We start from the raw sequence: 19,830 nt of genomic DNA on the forward strand, positions 1-19,830 counted from the left end.
TCGGCGCGACTTCTCCCTTCACCCTCAGGCGTGGGGGGACATGTTGACTTGCTGTTCAAGCGCGTCACGCCAGAGTGCAACCACGCCTGGCAGCGCCCGTGCGCAACAGCCAAAATCCAGCATGGCAGGATGGCTTTTCGGCGACGCCCGATAGGCACCGGTCGGGGCCCCTACCATTTTGGGTATCAACTGCAGGAGCCCCGCAATGAAACCCTGGTTAACCGCCGCCTTGATCGCCTCAATGGCCGGATGCGCCGCAGCGCCACCCGGTTCTAATGTCAACGCCAACCCCAATGCCAATGCCGCTTACCCGGTCGTGACGCAGGACGCCAATGGCGTTCCGGTTGAAGTGGTGCCGCGCCGCGTGCCCCGCGTCGGCTTGGGCATTGGTCTGGGAAGCTGGGGCAGCGGCGTGGGCATCGGCTTGGGTTTTTAAGCTGTCCTTGCAGGATTCGGTCTTGTCACTTTGACCCGCACGTGAAAAAGGGACAGCCCTGCCGTCCCTTGGGCAAAATATGGCCAGAGGCTTATTCGATGGTTGCGCCGGAGGCCTGCACGATGCCCTTCCATTTCTGGTAGTCGGTCTTGAGCAGGGTGGAAAACTGCTCGGGCGTCATGGTCTGCGTCTCGGCGCCCTGGGCATTGATGGCGCTTTTGATGTCGGGCGTGGCCAGCAGCTTGTTGACCTCGGCGTTGACGGTCGCGACGATTTCCTTCGGTGTGCCTGCCGGCATGAACAGGCCATACCAGGTGCTCACATCAAAGTCCTTGAAGCCCAGTTCGGCCACCGTGGGCACCTCGGTCAGCGACGTGCTTCGCTTGGCCGATGTCACCGCCAGGGCACGCAGCTTGCCGGCCTTGATCTGGCCCATGGCCGATGGCAGCGACGACACCATCAGGTCCACATTGCCGGCCAGCACGTCCATCATGGCGGGGTTGGAACCCTTGTAGGGAATGTGGCGCAGCTTGATGCCGGCCGCCGTGTTGAAGATTTCGCCCGCCAGGTGAATGGTCGTGCCGTTGCCGGGCGAGCCATAGGTGATCTGGTCGGGAGCGGCCTTGGCGGCTGCCACCACATCGGCCAGCGTCTTGAAGCGGGAGTTGATGCCGGTGACGATCACCACCGGCGTGTAGGCCACATGGGCCACGGCCACCAGGTCCTTGGTCGGGTCGTAGCTCAGGCTTTTGTACAGCCACGGCGCCACCACCATGTTGTCTTTCTGGCCCATCACCATCTCGTAGCCGGTGGGGGCGGCCCGCGCGGCTTCGGCAATCCCGATAGTGCCGCCAGCCCCACCCCGGTTGTCGGGAATCACCGTCCACTTGCTCACTTCGGTCAGCTTGTTGGCCACCAGCCGCGACAGGATGTCGGTGCCGCCGCCGGGCGGAAAGGGAACGATCATGCGAATCGGCTTGGCCGGGTAGGTCTGCGCCAGCGCCGCGCTCAAAGCGCATGCCATCAGCAGGAATGAAAATAGTTTGCGTAGCATCGATAGTCTCGGTGAAGGGCTTGGAAATGGACCGGCAGTGCTGGGGCCATGAATTTCACGCCCCGTGCTGCCGGGCACGTCGTGGTGGCCAATTCTAGGGCGCGTGTTCTTTGGCAAACACTGGGATTTCCCTTGGCTGGCAAATGCCGGGCTTCTTCTTTGGCGATGGCCGTCAAGCCGGTAAAGCGGTAAAGCGCTAAAGCGCTAAAGCGCTAAAGCGCTAAAGCGGCTCGCATGCTGAATTCCTTTTTTTCGTTCACCCTGCGCTGTCGAGTGCAGAACTCAATCCATACGTGTGCATTGGGTGTTGCGCAAAGAATGTGCCCCAAAGGTTTCCCTGTTTGGAGAAGATGACGAAGCGGAGCCGGGTTCGCGCTCAGTTGCGAAAATTCTGCGTGACCATCAGCCCGTATCTGCCGCCATCGAGCACGCCGATGCCAACTCGGCCATAGCGGGGCAGCAGGATGTTGGCCCGGTGGCCGGGCGAGTTCATCAGACCCTGGTGCGCCATGGGCAGGGTTTGCGCCAGCGCCAGGTTTTCACCGGCGATCCGATAGGTGATGCCGGCCTGTCGCATGCGGTCGAAAGCCTCTTGAGCCTCGGGGTTGGTGTGCGAGAAATAGCTGCGCGCCAACATGTCGCGGCTGTGCGCGCGTGCCACCTCGGCCAGCGCCGGGTCCGCCTGCAGCGGCCGCAGCCCCTGGGCGGTGCGCTCTGCGTTGACCATGTCGAGCATGCGCGCTTCCAGGTCGGGCCGAACCTTCGGAGCCTTCACCTGAAAAGGAAGTTTGAGGGTTGAATGCGGCTCTGCAGGCACGGTCATCGCCTGCAGGCTGCGTTGCAATGCCGGATGGAAGATGGGTGCCAGCCGGGCTTCCAGCCATTGCGCCGGCACTGACAACTGGCCGGCCAGCGCGCTTTCTCGGGCCAGCTTGCTCAGCCCGTCGGACAGCGGCAGCGTGAGCAACAGCAGCGACACCAGCATGGCGTTGATCAAGCCGTTGACCGCTCCCGGCGCCAGCCCCAGCGTCCGGTTGATGCCGTGCGCGTGCACGGTGCGCGCAAACATGCCCGCCAGAGCACCAGCTACTCTGCCAATGACCAGGTGCGCCAGGATGTAGGTCGCCAGAAAACTCAGCGGCGCCGTCCACACGCCCAGCGCCGGCGCCCCGGCCTGCAGCCACGCCTGAGGGTAGGGATAGCCGACGAAGGCCAGCACCAGGCTGGCCGCGAGCGTGAACAACTGCAGCGCGGCCCTCAGGAAGCCCCGGCCCCATCCACCCCATAAACCGACAATTACGATGAGCGCCAGCAAGGCGTCGATCAGGTTCAGGGAAGACAGGTCAAATTCGTTCATACGTGTTTTATTCTGGAAAAATTTTTTCAGCGCACCAGTGGCCTATGGATTTGGCACCCAACTGCCGTTGATTGCCCGGCGCGGCATAAGCATCTGCCAGCGTTTGTGGCAGCGTATACGAAAAAGTCGGCTCTGGTGCATGACTGGCGGTCGAAAGCTGCTCTACTTTAAATAGCGAATCGGTGACCTCGAAGAAGACTGGCGACAGGCGGGCCATGTGCTGCGCAGCGTCCAGAATCGGCCGGTAGCCGGTGCAGCGGTACAGCTCGCCCGAAAAATCTTCCTGCACCGGATGCAACTGTTGCTGCCCCGAAAGCCCAACGCGCTGTCCTTGGGTCTGACCAAGAGCCACCGTGCAGGCGCCGTAATTGCCTTCGCCGCCGCCCTCTTTTTTGCCGGTGAGCCTCAAGTCCTCACGCAGCCGCTCCAGCTGCGCGCGTGTGGGTGGTACATTGCCGGGATTGACCCCTTCGCCCCTTCAGGTGAAGCGGATGGTTTTGACGGAATGCTGAACGGGAGAAGAGGTGAGATTCATGCGGATCAGGTTATAACAAAGGGGCCATGCGCTGCCTGAACCGCTTCACATCACCCGCCGGGAGGGACAGGCATGGGCATTCGGCACGCTGGAATTCGTGCCTTTTCGTATTGGCATCAAATTTGCAAAAAGCCATGCTGACAGGCTGGGTGCATGAATGCCAGGCAACCATGGTGCTGCACCGGTTAATGAAATTTAACGGCAACTGATGTGCTCTTAAAATAATAGCTGCCTGCGCCCGTCCTGTATGCGCCAAGAGCCTGAAAAGCTCAAAAAAAGACATTTAAGCATATCCGGCTAACCCAGATTACCCCGACAACCCCATGACTGCTCTATCAACCTTGACTGAAAGCGCCACCGGTGCACCGCCCCGGCTGCAGCTGGCCGGCATCAGCAAAAGCTACCCCGGCGTGGTCGCCAACAGCGATATTGCGCTCAGCGTCCTGCCCGGCCAGATCCACGCCGTGCTGGGCGAAAACGGCGCCGGCAAGTCCACGCTGATGAAGATCATCTACGGTTCGGTTAAGCCCGACGCTGGCAGCATGGCCATCGACGGGCAGACGGTATTGGTGCGCAATCCGCAGGAAGCACGGGCGCTGGGCATCAGCATGGTGTTCCAGCATTTCAGTTTGTTCGACACGCTCACCGTGGCTGAAAACGTCTGGCTGGGGCTGGGCAAGCATTTGAGCCTGGCTGGGGTGTCGCAGCGCATCCTGGAAACCACCCAGGCTTACGGCTTGCAACTGGACCCGACGCGGCCGGTGCACACGCTGAGCGTCGGCGAGCGCCAGCGCGTCGAGATTGTGCGTGCGCTGCTGACGAATCCGAAGCTCCTGATCCTGGACGAACCCACGTCGGTGCTCACGCCGCAGGCGGTTGAAAACCTGTTCGTCACCCTGCGCACGCTGGCCGCCGAAGGTTGCAGCATTTTGTACATCAGCCACAAGCTGCACGAAATCCGTGCGCTGTGCACCGCCTGCACCGTGTTGCGCGGCGGCAAGGTGTCCGGCGAGTGCGATCCGCGCGAAGAATCGAACGCGTCGCTGAGCCGCCTGATGATTGGCGCCGAGCCGCCGGCGCTGGAGCAGCGTGCCGTGAAAACCGGCGCCATCGTGCTGGAGGTAAAGCAGCTTGATCTGGCAAAGGACGACCAGTTCGGCGTGGATTTGTGTCAGGTCGCGCTGCAGGTGCGGGCCGGCGAAGTGGTCGGCATCGCCGGCGTGTCGGGCAACGGGCAGAAGGAATTGCTCTACGCCTTGTCGGGCGAAGACACGCGGGCAGACGCCGGAGCCATCACCGTCAAGGGCCAGGGCGCCGGCAAGATGAGCCCGGCGCGGCGGCGTCGGCTGGGCCTGCATTTCGTGCCCGAAGAGCGGCTGGGCCGCGGTGCGGTCCCTTCGCTGTCGCTGGCGCGCAACCTGTTGCTGACCCGCAAGGAAGCCGTGGGGGCGGGCGGCTGGCTGAGCGGCGGCGTGCTGCAGGCGCAGGCCCGGCAGATCATTGCGCGTTACAAGGTCAAGTGCGGCGGACCGCAGGCGGCGGCCAAGTCGCTGTCGGGCGGCAACCTGCAAAAATTCATCATGGGCCGTGAAATGGATGCCGGTCCGGCGCTGCTGATCGTGTCGCAGCCGACCTGGGGCGTCGATGTCGGCGCTGCCTCGCAGATTCGCGGCGAGCTGCTCAAGCTGGCGGGTGCCGGTTGCGCCGTGCTGGTGGTCAGTGAAGAGCTGGACGAACTGTTTGAAATCTGCGACCGGCTGTACGTCATGGCCAAGGGCCAGCTCTCGCCTTCGCTGCCGCGCGCTGACGCCACGGTGGAAAAGGTCGGGCTGTGGATGAGCGGCCTGTGGGCGCCCGCAGCCGCTTCACTGGAGGGAGCGCAGCATGCTGCTTGAAATCCGGCCCCAGCCGTCGTCGTTCTGGAGCTACGCCTCGCCGGTTCTGGCGCTGCTGCTGACCGTGGCCATCGGCATCGCTCTGTTTCTGGCGCTGGGCAAGGACCCGGTCAAGGGCCTGCAGGTGTTTTTCTGGGAACCCGTCAGGTCGCCGTATGCGATTGGCGAGCTGCTGGTCAAGGCCACGCCGCTGCTCATCATCGCGCTCGGGCTGGCGGTGTGCTTTCGCTCGAACGTCTGGAACATTGGCGCCGAAGGGCAGTTCGTGATGGGCGCGCTGGCGGCGGGCGGCGTCGCGCTGCTGGCCGACAAGACCACCGGACCATGGATCATTCCGGCCCTCTTGCTGGCGGGTGTGCTGGGCGGCATGGCCTGGGCCGGCATCACCGCCTTTTTGCGCGACCGCTTCAATGCCAATGAAATCCTGGTCAGCCTGATGCTGGTCTACGTGGCCGGCTTGACTCTGAACTACATGGTGTTCGGCCCGTGGAAAGACCCGAACGGCTACAACTTTCCACAGACCCGGACGTTTGACGCGGTCACGCAGATTCCCCGGCTGATGGCCGGCTCGCGCGTGACCATCGGCATCGTGCTGGCGCTGGTCGGCGTGGGCGCCTTGTGGCTTTACCTCTACCGCAACTACGCCGGCTTTGCACAGGAAGTCAGCGGCCTGGCGCCCGCGGCGGCGCGCTACGCCGGGTTTTCGTCGCGCCGCGCGCTGTGGGTGGCGCTGCTGATCTCGGGCGGCGCGGCCGGGCTGGCCGGTGCGCTGGAAGTGGCCGGGCCGATTGGCCAGCTCACGCCTTACGTGCCGGCGGGCTACGGTTTTGCCGCCATCATCGTGGCGTTTGTCGGCCGGCTGCATCCGGTTGGCGTGGTGTTTTCGGCGTTGCTGATGAGCATGTTCTACATCGGCGGTGAACTCGCGCAGTCGCGTTTGGGGCTGCCCAAGTCAATCACGGGTGTGTTCCAGGGCCTGCTGCTGTTCAACCTGCTGGCCTGCGACACCTTGATTGCCTATCGCCTTCGCTTGTCCCGGCCGCTTCCCCTTTCCGCCCAAGGAGCCCGCTGATGGATTCCACCGCCTTGCTGCTGGCCTCGGCTTTGAGCGCCGGCACCGTGCTGGCGATAGCTTCGCTCGGCCTTTTGATCAACGAAAAAGCCGGCATCGTCAACCTCGGTGCCGAGGGCATGATGCTGTGCGCCGCCATCGCCGGCTTTGCCACGGTGGTGCACACTGGCAACACCTGGCTGGGGTTTGCCGCCGGCATGGCCGCCGGGGCTTTTCTGGCGGCCATTTTCGGCGGGCTGGTGATCTGGCTGAACACCAACCAGTACGCCACCGGGCTGGCGCTGACACTGTTTGGCGGCGGTTTTTCGGCATTTGCCGGCATCAACTACGTGCAGGAAAAGCTGCCCGAACAGGCGACGTACCCGATTCCCTACCTGGCCGACATTCCTTTCATCGGCATGGCGCTGTTTCGCCAGCATCCGATGGTGTACATCGCCATGGCCATCACGGCCGGGCTGATCTGGTTTTTGTACCGCACACGCACTGGCCTGGTGCTGCGCTCGGTCGGCGAAAGCCCGGAGTCGGCGCATGCGCTGGGCTACCCGGTGCGGCGCATCCGCCTGGCCGCCGTGGTGGCGGGCGGCGCGCTGTGCGGGCTGGCGGGCGCCTATGTGTCGGTGGTCTACACGCCATTGTGGGTCGAGGGCCTGATTGCCGGCAAGGGCTGGATTGCGCTGGCCCTGACCACCTTCGCCACCTGGCGACCGGCGCGGGTCTTGCTTGGTGCTTACCTGTTCGGCGGCGTGACCATGCTGCAGTTCCATTTGCAGGGGCTGGGCGTGGATGTCCCGCCCCAGTTCCTGTCGATGCTGCCTTACCTGGCGACCATCGTGGTGCTGGTGCTGATTTCACGCAATCCGCTGTGGATACGCATCAACATGCCGACCTCCATTGGCAAGCCTTTCCACCCCGGCGCGTGAGATTTTCGCGCCCGATAATGGCGCTTTCCCAGCTTTGGCTCGATCGATTTTTTTTGACCCTTGAATGAAAGCGACATGACATGACAGACCTGCAAAAACGTTCCCTGCTCAAGCTGGCGGCCCTCTCGGCAGTGGCCGCCGCCGCCCTGATGGGTTGCGGCAAAAAAGAGGCGGCAGCGCCCGTACCTGCGCCTGTACCGGTGGCCGCTACCCCGGCCAAGGCCGAACCCCTGAAAGTTGCGTTTGCCTATGTCGGCCCGGTGGGCGACGGCGGCTGGAGCTTCGCCCATGACAATGCACGCAAGGCGGTTGAAAAGGAATTCGGCGACAAGGTCGTCACCAGTTTTGTCGAAAAAGTTCCCGAGTCGGCCGACGCCGAACGCGTCATCCGCGACATGGCCGGGCAGGGCGCACAGCTGATCTTCGGCACCACCTTCGGCTACATGGAGCCGATGCTCAAGGTCGCCGCCGATCTGAAGGATGTCAAGTTCGAGCATGCCACCGGCTACAAAACCGCCCCCAACCTGCGCACCTACGACAGCCGCACCTACGAAGGTGCTTACCTGGCCGGTGTGATCGCCGGCAAGATGAGCAAGACCGGCACGCTGGGCGTGGTCGGCTCGGTGCCGATTCCCGAGGTCGTGCGCAACATCAACAGCTTCACGCTGGGCGCGCAGTCGGTCAACCCGGCCATCAAGACCAAGGTGGTCTGGGTCAACGAATGGTTCAACCCGCCGAAAGAAACCGAAGCCGCTACGGCGCTGATCAACGGCGGCGCCGACGTGCTGTTCCAGAACACCGACTCCTCGGCCGTGCTGCAGACCGCCGAAAAGATGGGCAAGCGTGCCTTTGGCTGGGATTCCGACATGACCGCCTACGGCCCGAAAGCCCATCTGGCCTCGGCCGTGATCAACTGGGCGCCTTACTACATCAAGTCCGTGGGCGAGGCGCTTGACGGCAAGTGGACCGGCGGCACGTCGGCCTGGTGGGGCGTGAAGGAAGGCGCGATTGACCTGGTGTCCATCGCTGCCGATGTGCCCGACGACACGAAAAAGCGCATCGACGAAGTCAAGGCTGGCTTGAAGGATGGCAGCTTTGCCATCTGGAAAGGCCCGATCATGGACAACACCGGTAAGGAGTTGCTGGCCAAGGATGTGGTCGCCGACGACAAGTTCCTGGGTGGCCTGAAGACCTACGTCAAGGGCGTTGAAGGCAAAGTTCCGGGCGGTTGATGCCGGGCCGGCGCCCCTCTCAAAAGGGGCGGCGGTAAAAAAAAGAGATACTTGCTGGCTGCCCTCGGGCAGCTTTTTCTTTTTTTGGAGTTGCCATGAAGCTTGTCAAACCCGTAGCCGCCGACCGCTTGAGCGAGCTGCTCAGGCAAATGCCCAAGGCCGAACTGCACATCCACATCGAAGGCTCGCTGGAGCCTGAATTGATTTTTGCGCTGGCCCAGCGCAACGCCGTAGCGCTTCCCTATGCCAGCGTGGAAGAACTGCGCAGCGCCTATGCCTTCACCAACCTGCAGAGCTTTCTGGACATCTATTACGCCGGCGCCAGCGTGCTGATCACCGAGCAGGATTTCCATGACATGGCGATGGCCTATTTCGCCAGGGCAGCCGAAGACAACGTGGTGCATACCGAGTTGTTTTTCGACCCGCAAACGCACACGGCGCGCGGTGTCAGCATGGAAACCGTGATCAACGGCCTGCACCGCGCCTGCGTCGATGCGCAGGCCGAATTCGGCGTCAGCGCCTTGCTCATCATGTGTTTCCTGCGCCATTTGAGTGAAAAAGAGGCCTTTGAAACGCTGGAGCAGGCGCTGCCTTACCGTGACAAGATTATCGGCATCGGCCTGGATTCCGGCGAAGTCGGCAATCCGCCAGAAAAGTTTGCCCGCGTGTTCGCGCGCTGCCGCGAACTGGGCTTTCACCTGGTGGCGCATGCCGGCGAGGAAGGACCGCCGGCCTATGTCTGGACGGCGCTCGATGTGCTGAAAGTCGAGCGCATCGACCATGGCGTGCAGTCGAGCAAGGACGCGGCGCTGATGCAGCGCCTGGCCCAAGACCGCATCGCGCTGACCGTCTGCCCGCTGTCCAACCTCAAGCTTTGCGTGTTCCCCGACCTGGCGAGCCACAACCTGCGCCAGCTGCTCGACGCCGGGCTGGCGGCCACCGTCAATTCCGACGATCCGGCCTATTTTGGCGGTTATATCAACGAAAACTTCACGCAGACCTTTGCCGCTGGCGAACTCACCAGTCAGCATGCCTACATGCTCGCAAGTAACAGTTTTGAAGCAAGCTTCCTGGAAGATGCGGAAAAGCGCCGGCACTCCGACCGGCTGAGTGCGTTTTTAGAAGCTTTTTGACATCGGCTCAACAGTCTGGGCTGATGGGCTGGCAGATGCCGCGTAAAGCTGCCAGCGTCAGGGTTTAGCATCCCGGTTGACCCAAGGATCTTGGGGTATGCGGGCTAAAGCAGGTTCTTGTGGCAATCCGATTACTGTCCTGACCGCGCGCATCAGGGCGTCGGCTTCGAAAGGTTTGGTTATGTAGCCGTCCGCTCCCCCAGCCAAACCTTTGATTACGGCTTGGCGCGTTGACTTTCCAGTGAGCATGATGACGGGAACGTTTTTCAGCGCAGGGTGCTGACGCAGCCTGAGCAATATGTCAAAGCCATCGGCATCGGGCAGCATCACGTCCAGAAGTATCAGATCGGGCACGGGGGGCTTGCGGAACTCGGCAATGACTTCTACCCGGTTGCCAGCCAGCCGGACCTGAAAGCCTTCAAATGACAAATAACTCTGGATGAATTTGGCGAGCATTGGCTCGTCCTCCACCACGATGGCTGTCAGCACCTCGCCAAGTGCCAGCGTTCGGGCGGGGCCACGCTTGCGGGCAATGCCTACATAGTAGCCGCTTCTCCTGAGCGAACGGGCACCCGAATCGGCTTCGGCTTCGGCCCCGAACAAGGCCAGCTTGTCCATATTGCCCTGGAATTGTGCGGCGAAGGGATCGACCTCTGCCACCGCCAGCAAGCACTGGTCCAGGAGTTCCTTGAAGGTCGCTGTGAAGGCCTCACTGGAAATCTCAGGCATGCCTGCCTTGATTTCCGCAAAAGTCAGCGCGCCGTCGATCCTGACCAGCAGTTCGATTTGGGCAGGCAACAACGTCGTGGCGTTGTCGCGCAGTTCCTTTTGACCTTTTTCGGTAAGTGCATAACTTTCATGGTTTTGCATAATTGCTGGCATTGTTGGCGAGTCTGTATTTTTAAAGGATTGGTATCAATTCCACTAAATTTTTGCTGGACATTAATAATTTCATTTTAAGATCAACGATGGGTCAGCTTTATTTCGGGGAATAACATGTCATTCGCAGCTTCGTGAGCATCACCGATCCGTCCTTTCCCGCCTTTGTGGAGCTGCAGCGCGCTGATTACCGCGCAGCACTGCCCCAGCGACTGGCGCAAATTGAGTTGCTCTGGCACCAAGTGCTGAACGGCGACAGTGCAGTAGAAGCGCTGACGACCTTGGAGCGCTGCGCACACAGCCTGGCCGGGTCCGGCGCCACCTTCGGCTTTGCCGGAGTCGGCAACGCCGCGCGTGACCTGGAACGGACTATCACTACGCTGCTGGACACTGCCTGCGCCTTGACTGTAGGAACACAGTCCCAAATAAGCCAGGCGATTGAATTGCTTCAGCGCAGCTTGCCTGGCGAAATCGGAACTCAGAAAGTTCGACCCCATGCCTAACGAGACCGTCATGTCTTCTACTGCTTTTCTTTTTAAAATCAAGCTGGCACTTGGTGTCGCCATCGTCTTGATGGCGACCTTGGGTGTGGCCTCATATGTCACGATCAACCGGCTGATCGAAACTGCACGCATCGGAGACCAGACCGAAGAGGCACTGGTCTTGCTGGAGCGGTTATCTACATAGTCAAGCACTACGAGGAAGAGCGTAAACAGGTGGAGGCCCAGCTTCGCCACAGCGAAGCCATGAGCCAAAGAGCGTCATCTCGACCGGCTGAATGCATATTTCGAAAATTTTTGCTGACACGCTCGAAAGTTGGATAAAGGCCTGAACGCCGTTTCCGCATTTGTGCGTTCCCCAACAAGACGTTTAAAAAAACCATGATCGAATCTGAAAAACCACCAGAAGAGCTTGCCCGTGTCACGGAACTGCATGGTTTATGTGTACTCGACACGCTGCCCGAGGAACGCTTCGACCGTCTCACACGCATTGCCCAGCGTCTGTTCGGTGTGAACATCGCCCTGGTGTCGCTGATCGACCATGACCGGCTATGGTTCAAGTCACGGCAGGGATTCGATGTACTGCAAGCGCCCCGGAACATCTCGTTTTGCGCCCACGCGATTCTGAGCGATGCGCCTTTGGTTGTGGAAGACGCCGAACTTGATGCGCGTTTTTCGGACAACCCGCTGGTGACGGGCCCCCTGGGTTTCCGGTTTTATGCCGGCACACCTTTGCACGGGCCGAAAGGCTACCGGGTCGGCACCCTGTGCCTGATTGACCAGAACCCGCGTCAATTTACTTCGGACGATGCCGACGCATTGCGCGATCTGGCGGCGGTTGTATCGGATCAACTGGCGAACAAGGAACTGGGCGAGGCCGTCAAAGCAGCCAAAGAGAGCGAATCGCGGTTGCGCCAGATTACCGACACGGTGCCTGCGCTGATTGCCTACCGGGACCGGGACCAGCGCTTCATCTTTCACAACAAAGCCTATGAAGAGCTCTTGAACATGGATTTTGAGCAGATTCATGGCCGAACGATTGCCGAACTGGTCAGCCCGCAAGCCTATGGACCTGTCCATGACAAGGCCGAGGAGGTGCTGCGTGGGTGCCATGTTCGTTACGAGCGAACGTACATTACCGGCAAAGGCGAGAACAGGATTTACGACATGCAGTATTTCCCGCGCTATGGCGAGGGCGCGGACGCCACCCATGTCATCGGGTTTTTTTCCCTGGGCGCCGACATCACAGAGCTCAAGCGGATTGACCGCATGAAAACCGAATTCATTTCAACCGTCAGCCACGAATTGCGTTCCCCGCTGACCTCGATTCGCGGCTCACTCGGGCTGATTGCCGCCGGGATCGCCGGTGAATTGCCCGAAGCCGCCAAAAACCTGGTGGAAATTGCGAACAACAACTGCGAGCGCCTGATCCGCCTGATCAACGACATCCTGGACAGCGAAAAAATCGAGTCCGGCAAGATGCGCCTGGAGTTGACCGTCGTCAACATGGCGCAACTGGCGCAGCAGGCCATGCTCGCCCATGAAGGCTTCGCCAAGCAGCACGACGTAAAGCTGGTGCTGCAAGCGCCCGATGCTTCGCTGCAGGCAAGCGTGGACAGCGACCGGCTGGTGCAGGTCCTGACCAACCTGTTGTCCAACGCGGTGAAGTTTTCACCGCCTGATGGCACGGTGACCGTGAACGTGCTGCGGGTTGCGCAGGGTGTCCGCGTGGAGGTGGTTGACTGCGGCACCGGCATTCCCGATGATTTTCGCGACCGGATTTTCCAGAAGTTCTCGCAAGCCGATGCGTCCGACAGCCGGGAAAAAGGCGGCACCGGCCTGGGTCTCAATATTTCACAGGCCCTCATCCACAAAATGGGTGGGCAGATCGGCTTTAGTAGCGAGGTTGGCGCGGGTTCCACGTTTTTCTTCGAGCTTCCCGAATGGCAAACTCCAGAACCGGCAGTGCAACTGCTTTTTTCCGATGCCCCCTCCGCCCTCAGGCAGCCACGCATCCTGATTTGCGAGAGCGATCCGGATGTGGCACTGCTGATCAGCATGATGCTGGAAAAAGCGGGGTTTGGCTCGGAAATGGTGCATGACACGCCACAAGCCCAGGACCGCGTTCTGGGCGGTAATTTTGTGGCTATCACCGTGGACCTGAACCTCACGGGCAGTGCCTCCTTCATCAATGCCTTGCACAGCGATGAACGCACACGCCATCTGCCCGTTGTGGCGATCTCTGCCATGGCGGGGGAAGGGTGCCTGCAATTCAATCAAAAACTGCTGACTGTGTCGGACTGGCTTGAAAAACCCATTGACGAAAGCCGGCTGGTGCAGAGCGTATGCCGTGCGGTGGCTGGTTCAAAGGGGCCCAAGCCGCGCATCCTGCATGTGGAAGACGATCCCGATATCCAGAGCATCGTGGCCGCCATCGTTCGGGACAGCGCGGAGTTCGAATTTTCGGCCACGCTCGGTGAAGCCCGTGCCCGTCTGCGCGAGAATTCCTTTGACCTGATCCTGCTGGACCTTGCGCTGGGGGAGGATTCGGGCTGGAGCCTCTTCGATGACATCGACAAACTCAAGCCCAGGCCGCCGGTAATCGTGTTTTCGGCCAGCGATAAAAACCCGGAACAAGGCAGTCAGGTTGAAGCGGTCCTTGTCAAGTCCAACACCTCCAACACCGAATTGCTCCATGCGATTGAGCGCGCACTCCTGATTCCTGAACATTACGGGAATTCTGGCAAGCCGGAGCGCATTTACCCCAAGAATCAAGATTGACCATGTCCTTACCGCTTTGCCGCATTCTTTATGTTGAAGACCAGCCTGACATTCGTCTGGTGGCCAAGATGGCGCTGGAGGTCGTGGGGAAATTTACCGTCGTGGCCTGCGCTTCTGGCCAGGAGGCGCTGAGCAAGGCCCCTGACGCCATGGCTGACCTGCTGCTGCTCGATGTGATGATGCCCGGCATGGACGGGCCGAGCACCTTGCAGGCCTTGCGCCTGCTGCCTGCCACGGCGCAGACGCCGGTGATCTTCATGACCGCCAAGGTGCAGGCCGCCGAGGTGGCGCTTTACAAGGCGATGGGGGCGCTGGAGGTGATTTCAAAGCCTTTCGACCCGATGAAATTGTCCGATCAGATACGCCAGATATGGGCGGCGCGCCCTTCAGAATGACCCTGGCCTGACCGGTAACAAGCAACCGCTTCTGGCCTGCGCGCAGCTTGTAGGGTCCTGGGCTTGCTTAAGGATGTTCTGAACAACTCGATTTCAAACGGGAATCAGCGCGCAAAACGCTGACCAGATGCGATTGTGCATATTTCGACGCGGTTGGCGTGAGATGTCGGTCTTGTGAGTGCGTTTTACACCGCGTTTGCAGCCGTTTTGAATCCCTTCTGCGGTTTGCAGGCGCACATATTTCTGCGCAGCCAGTAATTGATGGCGCACCATCCACAGGTTCGATAGCGCAAACAGCGCTCGGCCTTGTCAATCAAGGCATCAATGGGCTTGTTTACTTTGTCCAGCGCTCTGCGCTTGGCCGGGCGCATCGCTACATGCAAAGTGACATCGTGCTTGGCATCCGGGCGTTTGTGGAGACCCTGGTAGCCTGCATCGGCGAAGACATCTCTCTCCTGCCCGTGCAGCAAGCTGCTTATACCGCCCCGGGTTTGAACTGACCCCGAGAAGCTGGACGGTTGCTATGCGCCAATCAGGCGGCGTTTCTCAGCCGGTATCCCACCAGGCTGAGTCCGTTTAACCTGAGCTTGATGCGCTCGTGGTTGTAGTAGTGGATGCAATCATGCACGCCTGCTTCGAGCATCTCAATGCTGTCAAGCGCTGCAAGGTGCAAAAATTCGGCTTTGAGGGTGCCGAAGAAGCTTTCGATCACCGCGTTGTCAAAGCAATTTCCTTTGCGGCTCATGCTTTGTGTCACCCCGCGATGCGCAAGCATCGCCCGGTACGGCTGCATTTTGTAATGCCACCCTTGGTCTGAGTGCACGGTCAGTGCACTGGTGTCTCCCAACCGCGAAAGTGCCGCCTCCAGCATGCCGGAGACCAGCTCGAAAACGGGACGCTTGGCCATGCGGTGCGCGCTGATCTCGCCGCTGTAAAAGTCCATGCAGGCCGACAAATACAGCTCATGGCCGTTCACATTGAACTCCGTGACATCGGTCACCCACTTCTGGTTTGGCGCAGTCGCGCAGAAATCGCACTGCAGAACATTGGGCACGTGCGCATCGTTAATGCCAGGGGCATGTCAGGAACGCTTTTTCGCACGGATCAACGCGCGCAGTCGCATCTTCCGCATCAGACGCTGCACGAACTTGTGGTTGACGGGTTCTGCCATTGAACTGCACAGCGCTGCCGTGATTCGTCTGTACCCGTAGCGGCCCTTGTGCTCGTCATAGACGGAGCGGATCCTGGGCTCCATGGCGCCGAGCTTGTCGGCTCGCTGGGCCACTTGGCACTGGTAATGGAAGGTGCTGCGCGCCAAGCCTGCCGCCTGCAGTAGATCGGCCAATTTATGGTGATGCCTCAACCCGGTAATCAGGCGCGCTTTGTTGGCGCAGCTGATCTCTTGGACCGGATCAAGGCTTGTAATTTTTTTAGGTACGCCACCTCCGCGCGCAGTCCTCGTTCTCTTCGCGCAGGGCCTGCGCCGAATCGGTAGCGATCGTATCGGATGGCGCCGGGCAGTGTCTTTTTAGTTTCATGTTGGGGCGCCTGTTGAGAGCCTCCACGTCGCATTGGTCGAGATTGCGTCTGCAGGCCACGACTTGGTTGGGATTACGGATGTCATGGACCGCCGCGACCTGGCGGCTCGAAAGTTGTTTGCGGTCCTGATGGGACAGCACCTGAAGCTTGAACTCCGTTTTGTACTTCCTCATAAACCCCTTTGAGGTTTGTCCAACTTCTGGGGGTCAGTTCAAACCCGGGGCGATTGAAGTCTGTATTTTTAAAGGAGTGGTATCAATTCCACTAAATTTTTGCTGGACATTAATAATTTCATTTTAAGATCAACGATGGGTCAGCTTTATTTCGGGGAATAACATGTCATTTGCAGCTTCGTGAGCATCACCGATCCGTCCTTTCCCGCCTTTGTGGAGCTGCAGCGCGCTGATTACCGCGCAGCACTGCCCCAGCGACTGGCGCAAATCGAGTTGCTCTGGCACCAAGTGCTGAACGGCGACAGTGCAGTAGAAGCGCTGACGACCTTGGAGCGCTGCGCACACAGCCTGGCCGGGTCCGGCGCCACCTTCGGCTTTGCCGGAGTCGGCAACGCCGCGCGTGACCTGGAACGGACTATCACTACGCTGCTGGACACTGCCTGCGCCTTGACTGTAGGAACACAGTCCCAAATAAGCCAGGCGATTGAATTGCTTCAGCGCAGCTTGCCTGGCGAAATCGGAACTCAGAGAGTTCGACCCCATGCCTAACGAGACCGTCATGTCTTCTACTGCTTTTCTTTTTAAAATCAAGCTGGCACTTGGTGTCGCCATCGTCTTGATGGCGACCTTGGGTGGGGCCTCATATGTCACGATCAACCGGCTGATCGAAACTGCACGCACCGGAGACCAGACCGAAGAGGCACTGGTCTTGCTGGAGCGGGTAGCCTCCAGCATCAAGACAGCCGAAACTTCGACCCGCCAGTACCTCCTGACGGGCGACCCAATAGATCGGCAGAAAATTGACCAGGCGCGCGATGGCATACAGGACGCGATCGGCCGGCTGCGCAAAACGCGCTTGCCCGAACAAGCTGCCCTCGACGAACTGGTGGCTCAGCGCACGGCTCTGGCGTTGCAGTCAATTACCGTGCGGCAGAGCAGCGGACAGGAAGCTGCCGCCGCCATTCTCATCAGCAACCTCAGCCGGCAACTCAGGCAGCGTACTGACGATTTGCTGGACGCCGCACGAAACCGGGAAAACCTGGAGTGGCAAAACTCCCAAGCCATGGCCCAGCGCAGGGCCCAGTGGGCCCAGCGATTCATCATTGCCGCAGGGCTGCTGTTGCTCGCCATGCTCGCCTGGGTTATCTACATGGTCAAGCACTACGAGGAAGAGCGCAAACGGGGGGAGGCCCAGCTTCGCGACAGCGAAGCCATGAGCCGGATCGTGACCGAGGGCATGGCCGAGGGCGTGATCACCACGGGCGCGGATGACATTGTTCTGGAGGCCAATACGGCAGCGCTGCAACTTTTTGGCTATGAAAAAAACGAACTCATCGGCCGCGATGTTTCCGATCTGCTGCCAGAGCACCTGCGCCGCGACTACAAGGCGTTTACTGCGATGCTGAACGCCTCCCCGGAGGCCTTCAGGATAGCTGACCGTGAAGTGCGCAGTGTGCACAAGGACGGCCGCGAAATTCTGGTCAGCGTATCGTTTGGCGACGTGCAGGTTGGCGGCCGTCGCCTGTTCACGGCAATGCTTCGCGACATCACCGACAGCAAGCGGATCACCAAGGCGCTGCGGGCAAGCGAAATAAAATTGCGCCAGATCACCGACGCGGTTCCGGCCTTGATTGCCTCTGTGGACAGCGCGCAGCGATTCATCTTTCACAATAAAGCTTATGAAGAGGTTTTTGGCCTCAAATCCGAGCAGATCATTGGCCGCACCATGGCTGAAGTCCTTGGCCAATCGGCTTACGAGCGCGTGCAGGCCAAGGTTGAAGATGTGCTGCATGGCAATGCCGTGCGCTATGAGCGCATTCAAACCACACCGCAGGGCGACTCCCGGGATTACGCCATGCACTATTTCCCGCGTTATGGCGAAGGACTGGAGCAAGACCAGGTCATCGGTTTTTACGCGCTGGGCGCAGACATCACCGAGCTCAAGCGAATCAACCGCATGAAAACCGAATTCATCTCGACCGTCAGCCACGAACTGCGCACGCCACTGACCTCGATCCGGGGTTCGCTGGGGCTGGTGCTGGGCGGCGTAGCGGGCGAACTGCCCGATACCGTGAAAACACTGGTGGACATTGCGAACAAAAACTGCGAGCGCCTGATCCGCCTGATCAACGACATTCTGGACAGCGAAAAAATCGAGTCCGGCAAGATGCGGCTGGAACTCAAAGTCGTCAATATGGCGCAACTGGTGCAGCAGGCCATGGCCGCGAATGAAGGCTTTGCCGAACAGCATGGCGTGAAGCTGGTGCTGCAAGCGCCCGATGCTTCGCTGCAGGCAAGCGTGGACAGCGACCGGCTGGTGCAGGTCGTGACCAACCTGTTGTCCAACGCGGTGAAGTTTTCACCGCCTGACGGCACGGTGACGGTGAACGTGCTGCAGGTTGCGCAGGTTGTTCGCGTGGAGGTGGTTGACTGTGGCCATGGCATTTCCGATGATTTTCGCGACCGGATTTTCCAGAAGTTCTCCCAAGCCGATGCGTCCGACAGCCGGGAAAAAGGCGGCACCGGCCTGGGGCTCAATATTTCACAGGCCTTGGTCCACAAGATGGGTGGTCAGATCGGCTTTGTCAGCACGACGGGCTTAGGTTCCACGTTTTTCTTCGAGCTTCCCGAATGGCGCAGTCGGGGGCCGCAGGCGCAACTGCCGTCTGCCGATGTTCAGCCTGTCGCTGCGCGGCCACGCATCCTGATTTGCGAGGGCAATCCGGACGTTGCGCGTTTGATCAGCATAATGCTTGAAAAAGCGGGTTTCAACCCGGAAATGGTGCACGACGTGCCGCAGGCGCTGGAACGCGTCTTGCGTGGCGGCTTCGTGGCTCTGACCGTGGACTTGACGCACAAAGGCGGCGCTTCCTTCATTAACGCTTTACGCGCCGATGAACGCACATGCCACCTGCCAGTCGTGGTGATCTTGGCTATGGTGGAGGAAGGGCGCCTGCAATTCAATCAAAAGCTGCTCACAGTGTCAGACTGGCTTGAAAAACCTATCGATGAAAGCCGGCTGGTGCAGAGCGTGCGCCGGGCTGTGGTGGGCTCCAGGCGCAAAAAGCCGTGCATTTTGCATGTGGAAGACGATCCCGATATCCAGAGGGTCGTTGCCGCCGTGGTGCAGGAACTTGCCGTGCTTGAGTTTTCGGCCACGCTCAATGAGGCCCGTGTCCGGCTGCGCGAGAGCTCCTTTGACCTGATTCTGCTGGATCTAGCGCTGGGTGAGGATTCGGGCTGGAGCCTGTTCAGAGAAATTGACATGCTCAACCTCAGGCCGCCGGTAATCGTGTTTTCGGCCAGCGATAAAAACCCTGCACAAGGCAGTCAGGTTGAAGCCGTGCTGGTCAAGTCCAACACGTCCAACACCGAATTACTCAATGCCATACAGCGCGCCCTCCTGATCCCCGAAAATTCCGGGAATGCGGGGCTCATTTATCCCAAGAATCAAGATTGACCATGTCTTCACCGCTTTGTCGCATCCTTTACGTTGAAGACCAGCCTGACATTCGTCTGGTGGCCAAGATGGCGCTGGAGGTCGTGGGGAAATTTACCGTCGTGGCCTGCGCTTCTGGCCAGGAGGCGCTGAGCAAGGCCCCTGACGCCATGGCTGACCTGCTGCTGCTCGATGTGATGATGCCCGGCATGGACGGGCCGAGCACCTTGCAGGCCTTGCGCCTGCTGCCTGCCACGGCGCAGACGCCGGTGATCTTCATGACCGCCAAGGTGCAGGCCGCCGAGGTGGCGCTTTACAAGGCCATGGGGGCGCTGGAGGTGATTTCAAAACCTTTCGACCCGATGAAATTGTCCGATCAGATACGCCAGATATGGGCGGCGCGCCGTTCAGAATGACCCTGGCCTGACCGGTAACAAGCAACCGCTTCTGGCCTGCGCGCAGCTTGTAGGGTCCTGGGCTTGCTTAACAA

General features: G+C 60.1%; 19 protein-coding genes and 1 pseudogene. 13 read left to right on the forward strand and 7 right to left on the reverse strand.

Translation table 11 applies throughout. The features are described from left to right. The first annotated feature begins 205 nt into the window (after positions 1-205). Positions 206-436 carry a hypothetical protein gene (locus H4V98_RS07015; RefSeq protein WP_196861570.1) on the forward strand — a complete coding sequence of 77 codons (231 nt, stop codon included), beginning with the start codon at positions 206-208 and terminating at the stop codon, positions 434-436. A gap of 91 nt (positions 437-527) precedes the next feature. Here the strand turns inward: H4V98_RS07015 and H4V98_RS07020 are convergent, their stop codons facing one another. From H4V98_RS07020 to H4V98_RS07030, 3 genes are all read right to left on the reverse strand, one after another. Further along, positions 528-1,490 carry a tripartite tricarboxylate transporter substrate binding protein gene (locus H4V98_RS07020; RefSeq protein ID WP_196861571.1) on the reverse strand — a complete coding sequence of 321 codons (963 nt, stop codon included), beginning with the start codon at positions 1,488-1,490 and terminating at the stop codon, positions 528-530. Positions 1,491-1,866: 376 nt separating this feature from the next. Then, a complete protein-coding gene (locus H4V98_RS07025) occupies positions 1,867-2,847 on the reverse strand; it encodes a CvpA family protein (RefSeq protein WP_196861572.1) in 981 nt (326 codons plus the stop codon). A 7-nt stretch (positions 2,848-2,854) separates the two neighbouring features. Next, positions 2,855-3,256 carry a hypothetical protein gene (locus H4V98_RS07030; protein WP_196861573.1) on the reverse strand — a complete coding sequence of 134 codons (402 nt, stop codon included), beginning with the start codon at positions 3,254-3,256 and terminating at the stop codon, positions 2,855-2,857. Between the two features lie 449 nt (positions 3,257-3,705). Between H4V98_RS07030 and H4V98_RS07035 the strand changes: the two genes are divergently transcribed. From H4V98_RS07035 to H4V98_RS07055, 5 genes are all read left to right on the forward strand, one after another. Further along, positions 3,706-5,277 carry an ABC transporter ATP-binding protein gene (locus H4V98_RS07035; protein WP_196861574.1) on the forward strand — a complete coding sequence of 524 codons (1,572 nt, stop codon included), beginning with the start codon at positions 3,706-3,708 and terminating at the stop codon, positions 5,275-5,277. After that, positions 5,267-6,349, forward strand: a complete 1,083-nt coding sequence (locus H4V98_RS07040; RefSeq protein WP_280757363.1) for an ABC transporter permease — start codon at positions 5,267-5,269, stop codon at positions 6,347-6,349. The genes H4V98_RS07035 and H4V98_RS07040 overlap by 11 nt, the downstream gene beginning before the upstream one ends. Continuing rightward, positions 6,349-7,269, forward strand: coding sequence for an ABC transporter permease (locus H4V98_RS07045; RefSeq protein WP_196861576.1), 921 nt, complete (start codon positions 6,349-6,351; stop codon positions 7,267-7,269). Before H4V98_RS07040 ends, H4V98_RS07045 begins: the two co-directional genes overlap by 1 nt. Before the next feature lie 80 nt (positions 7,270-7,349). Then, positions 7,350-8,501 carry a BMP family ABC transporter substrate-binding protein gene (locus tag H4V98_RS07050; RefSeq protein WP_196861577.1) on the forward strand — a complete coding sequence of 384 codons (1,152 nt, stop codon included), beginning with the start codon at positions 7,350-7,352 and terminating at the stop codon, positions 8,499-8,501. Between the two features lie 95 nt (positions 8,502-8,596). Next, a complete protein-coding gene (locus H4V98_RS07055; protein WP_196861578.1) occupies positions 8,597-9,634 on the forward strand; it encodes an adenosine deaminase in 1,038 nt (345 codons plus the stop codon). A 57-nt stretch (positions 9,635-9,691) separates the two neighbouring features. Here H4V98_RS07055 and H4V98_RS07060 read toward each other — a convergent pair whose 3' ends face one another. Beyond that, positions 9,692-10,504, reverse strand: a complete 813-nt coding sequence (locus tag H4V98_RS07060) for a response regulator (protein ID WP_196861579.1) — start codon at positions 10,502-10,504, stop codon at positions 9,692-9,694. A 143-nt stretch (positions 10,505-10,647) separates the two neighbouring features. On the opposite strand from H4V98_RS07060, the gene H4V98_RS07065 reads away from it, so the two are divergent. The 4 genes from H4V98_RS07065 to H4V98_RS07080 all read left to right on the forward strand — a co-directional run bounded on the left by H4V98_RS07065 (position 10,648) and on the right by H4V98_RS07080 (position 14,189). Further along, positions 10,648-11,016 (forward strand): Hpt domain-containing protein, encoded by a 369-nt coding sequence (locus H4V98_RS07065; RefSeq protein ID WP_196861580.1) that lies wholly within the window; start codon positions 10,648-10,650, stop codon positions 11,014-11,016. Beyond that, positions 11,009-11,200 carry a hypothetical protein gene (locus H4V98_RS07070; RefSeq protein ID WP_196861581.1) on the forward strand — a complete coding sequence of 64 codons (192 nt, stop codon included), beginning with the start codon at positions 11,009-11,011 and terminating at the stop codon, positions 11,198-11,200. Before H4V98_RS07065 ends, H4V98_RS07070 begins: the two co-directional genes overlap by 8 nt. A gap of 194 nt (positions 11,201-11,394) precedes the next feature. Continuing rightward, positions 11,395-13,794 carry an ATP-binding protein gene (locus H4V98_RS07075; protein ID WP_196861582.1) on the forward strand — a complete coding sequence of 800 codons (2,400 nt, stop codon included), beginning with the start codon at positions 11,395-11,397 and terminating at the stop codon, positions 13,792-13,794. 2 nt (positions 13,795-13,796) lie between these two features. Beyond that, positions 13,797-14,189 (forward strand): response regulator, encoded by a 393-nt coding sequence (locus tag H4V98_RS07080; RefSeq protein WP_196861583.1) that lies wholly within the window; start codon positions 13,797-13,799, stop codon positions 14,187-14,189. Between the two features lie 252 nt (positions 14,190-14,441). Here H4V98_RS07080 and H4V98_RS07085 read toward each other — a convergent pair. From H4V98_RS07085 to H4V98_RS07095, 3 genes and pseudogenes are all read right to left on the reverse strand, one after another. After that, positions 14,442-14,665: pseudogene (locus H4V98_RS07085) on the reverse strand (IS5/IS1182 family transposase); the annotation flags it as partial. A 56-nt stretch (positions 14,666-14,721) separates the two neighbouring features. After that, positions 14,722-15,243: an IS3 family transposase gene (locus H4V98_RS07090; protein ID WP_196861584.1), complete on the reverse strand. Its 522-nt coding sequence runs from the start codon at positions 15,241-15,243 to the stop codon at positions 14,722-14,724. Positions 15,244-15,270: 27 nt separating this feature from the next. After that, on the reverse strand, positions 15,271-15,534 hold the full coding sequence (locus H4V98_RS07095; RefSeq protein ID WP_196861585.1) for an IS3 family transposase: 264 nt from the start codon (positions 15,532-15,534) through the stop codon (positions 15,271-15,273). A 547-nt stretch (positions 15,535-16,081) separates the two neighbouring features. Between H4V98_RS07095 and H4V98_RS07100 the strand changes: the two genes are divergently transcribed. From H4V98_RS07100 to H4V98_RS07110, 3 genes are read left to right on the forward strand one after another with little or no spacing between them, the layout of a single operon-like run. After that, on the forward strand, positions 16,082-16,450 hold the full coding sequence (locus H4V98_RS07100; RefSeq protein WP_196861586.1) for an Hpt domain-containing protein: 369 nt from the start codon (positions 16,082-16,084) through the stop codon (positions 16,448-16,450). Continuing rightward, positions 16,443-19,361, forward strand: coding sequence for a PAS domain S-box protein (locus tag H4V98_RS07105; RefSeq protein ID WP_231374276.1), 2,919 nt, complete (start codon positions 16,443-16,445; stop codon positions 19,359-19,361). The genes H4V98_RS07100 and H4V98_RS07105 overlap by 8 nt, the downstream gene beginning before the upstream one ends. Before the next feature lie 2 nt (positions 19,362-19,363). Next, the gene (locus H4V98_RS07110) at positions 19,364-19,756 is read left to right on the forward strand and encodes a response regulator (protein WP_196861587.1); all 393 of its coding nucleotides are present in this window, start codon (positions 19,364-19,366) and stop codon (positions 19,754-19,756) included. Positions 19,757-19,830: the final 74 nt, after the last annotated feature.

It is taken from the genome of Polaromonas sp. CG_23.6, from assembly GCF_029892315.1.
GTDB lineage: Bacteria > Pseudomonadota > Gammaproteobacteria > Burkholderiales > Burkholderiaceae_C > Polaromonas.

What these genes read in the sequence shown, in the direction of transcription:
- H4V98_RS07015 (WP_196861570.1), top strand. Translation starts at nt 206, where the DNA reads ATGAAACCCTGGTTAACCGCCGCCTTGATCGCCTCAATGGCCGGATGC.
- H4V98_RS07020 (WP_196861571.1), bottom strand. Translation starts at nt 1,490, where the DNA reads ATGCTACGCAAACTATTTTCATTCCTGCTGATGGCATGCGCTTTGAGC.
- H4V98_RS07025 (WP_196861572.1), bottom strand. Translation starts at nt 2,847, where the DNA reads ATGAACGAATTTGACCTGTCTTCCCTGAACCTGATCGACGCCTTGCTG.
- H4V98_RS07035 (WP_196861574.1), top strand. Translation starts at nt 3,706, where the DNA reads ATGACTGCTCTATCAACCTTGACTGAAAGCGCCACCGGTGCACCGCCC.
- H4V98_RS07040 (WP_280757363.1), top strand. Translation starts at nt 5,267, where the DNA reads ATGCTGCTTGAAATCCGGCCCCAGCCGTCGTCGTTCTGGAGCTACGCC.
- H4V98_RS07045 (WP_196861576.1), top strand. Translation starts at nt 6,349, where the DNA reads ATGGATTCCACCGCCTTGCTGCTGGCCTCGGCTTTGAGCGCCGGCACC.
- H4V98_RS07050 (WP_196861577.1), top strand. Translation starts at nt 7,350, where the DNA reads ATGACAGACCTGCAAAAACGTTCCCTGCTCAAGCTGGCGGCCCTCTCG.
- H4V98_RS07055 (WP_196861578.1), top strand. Translation starts at nt 8,597, where the DNA reads ATGAAGCTTGTCAAACCCGTAGCCGCCGACCGCTTGAGCGAGCTGCTC.
- H4V98_RS07060 (WP_196861579.1), bottom strand. Translation starts at nt 10,504, where the DNA reads ATGCAAAACCATGAAAGTTATGCACTTACCGAAAAAGGTCAAAAGGAA.
- H4V98_RS07070 (WP_196861581.1), top strand. Translation starts at nt 11,009, where the DNA reads ATGCCTAACGAGACCGTCATGTCTTCTACTGCTTTTCTTTTTAAAATC.
- H4V98_RS07075 (WP_196861582.1), top strand. Translation starts at nt 11,395, where the DNA reads ATGATCGAATCTGAAAAACCACCAGAAGAGCTTGCCCGTGTCACGGAA.
- H4V98_RS07080 (WP_196861583.1), top strand. Translation starts at nt 13,797, where the DNA reads ATGTCCTTACCGCTTTGCCGCATTCTTTATGTTGAAGACCAGCCTGAC.
- H4V98_RS07105 (WP_231374276.1), top strand. Translation starts at nt 16,443, where the DNA reads ATGCCTAACGAGACCGTCATGTCTTCTACTGCTTTTCTTTTTAAAATC.
- H4V98_RS07110 (WP_196861587.1), top strand. Translation starts at nt 19,364, where the DNA reads ATGTCTTCACCGCTTTGTCGCATCCTTTACGTTGAAGACCAGCCTGAC.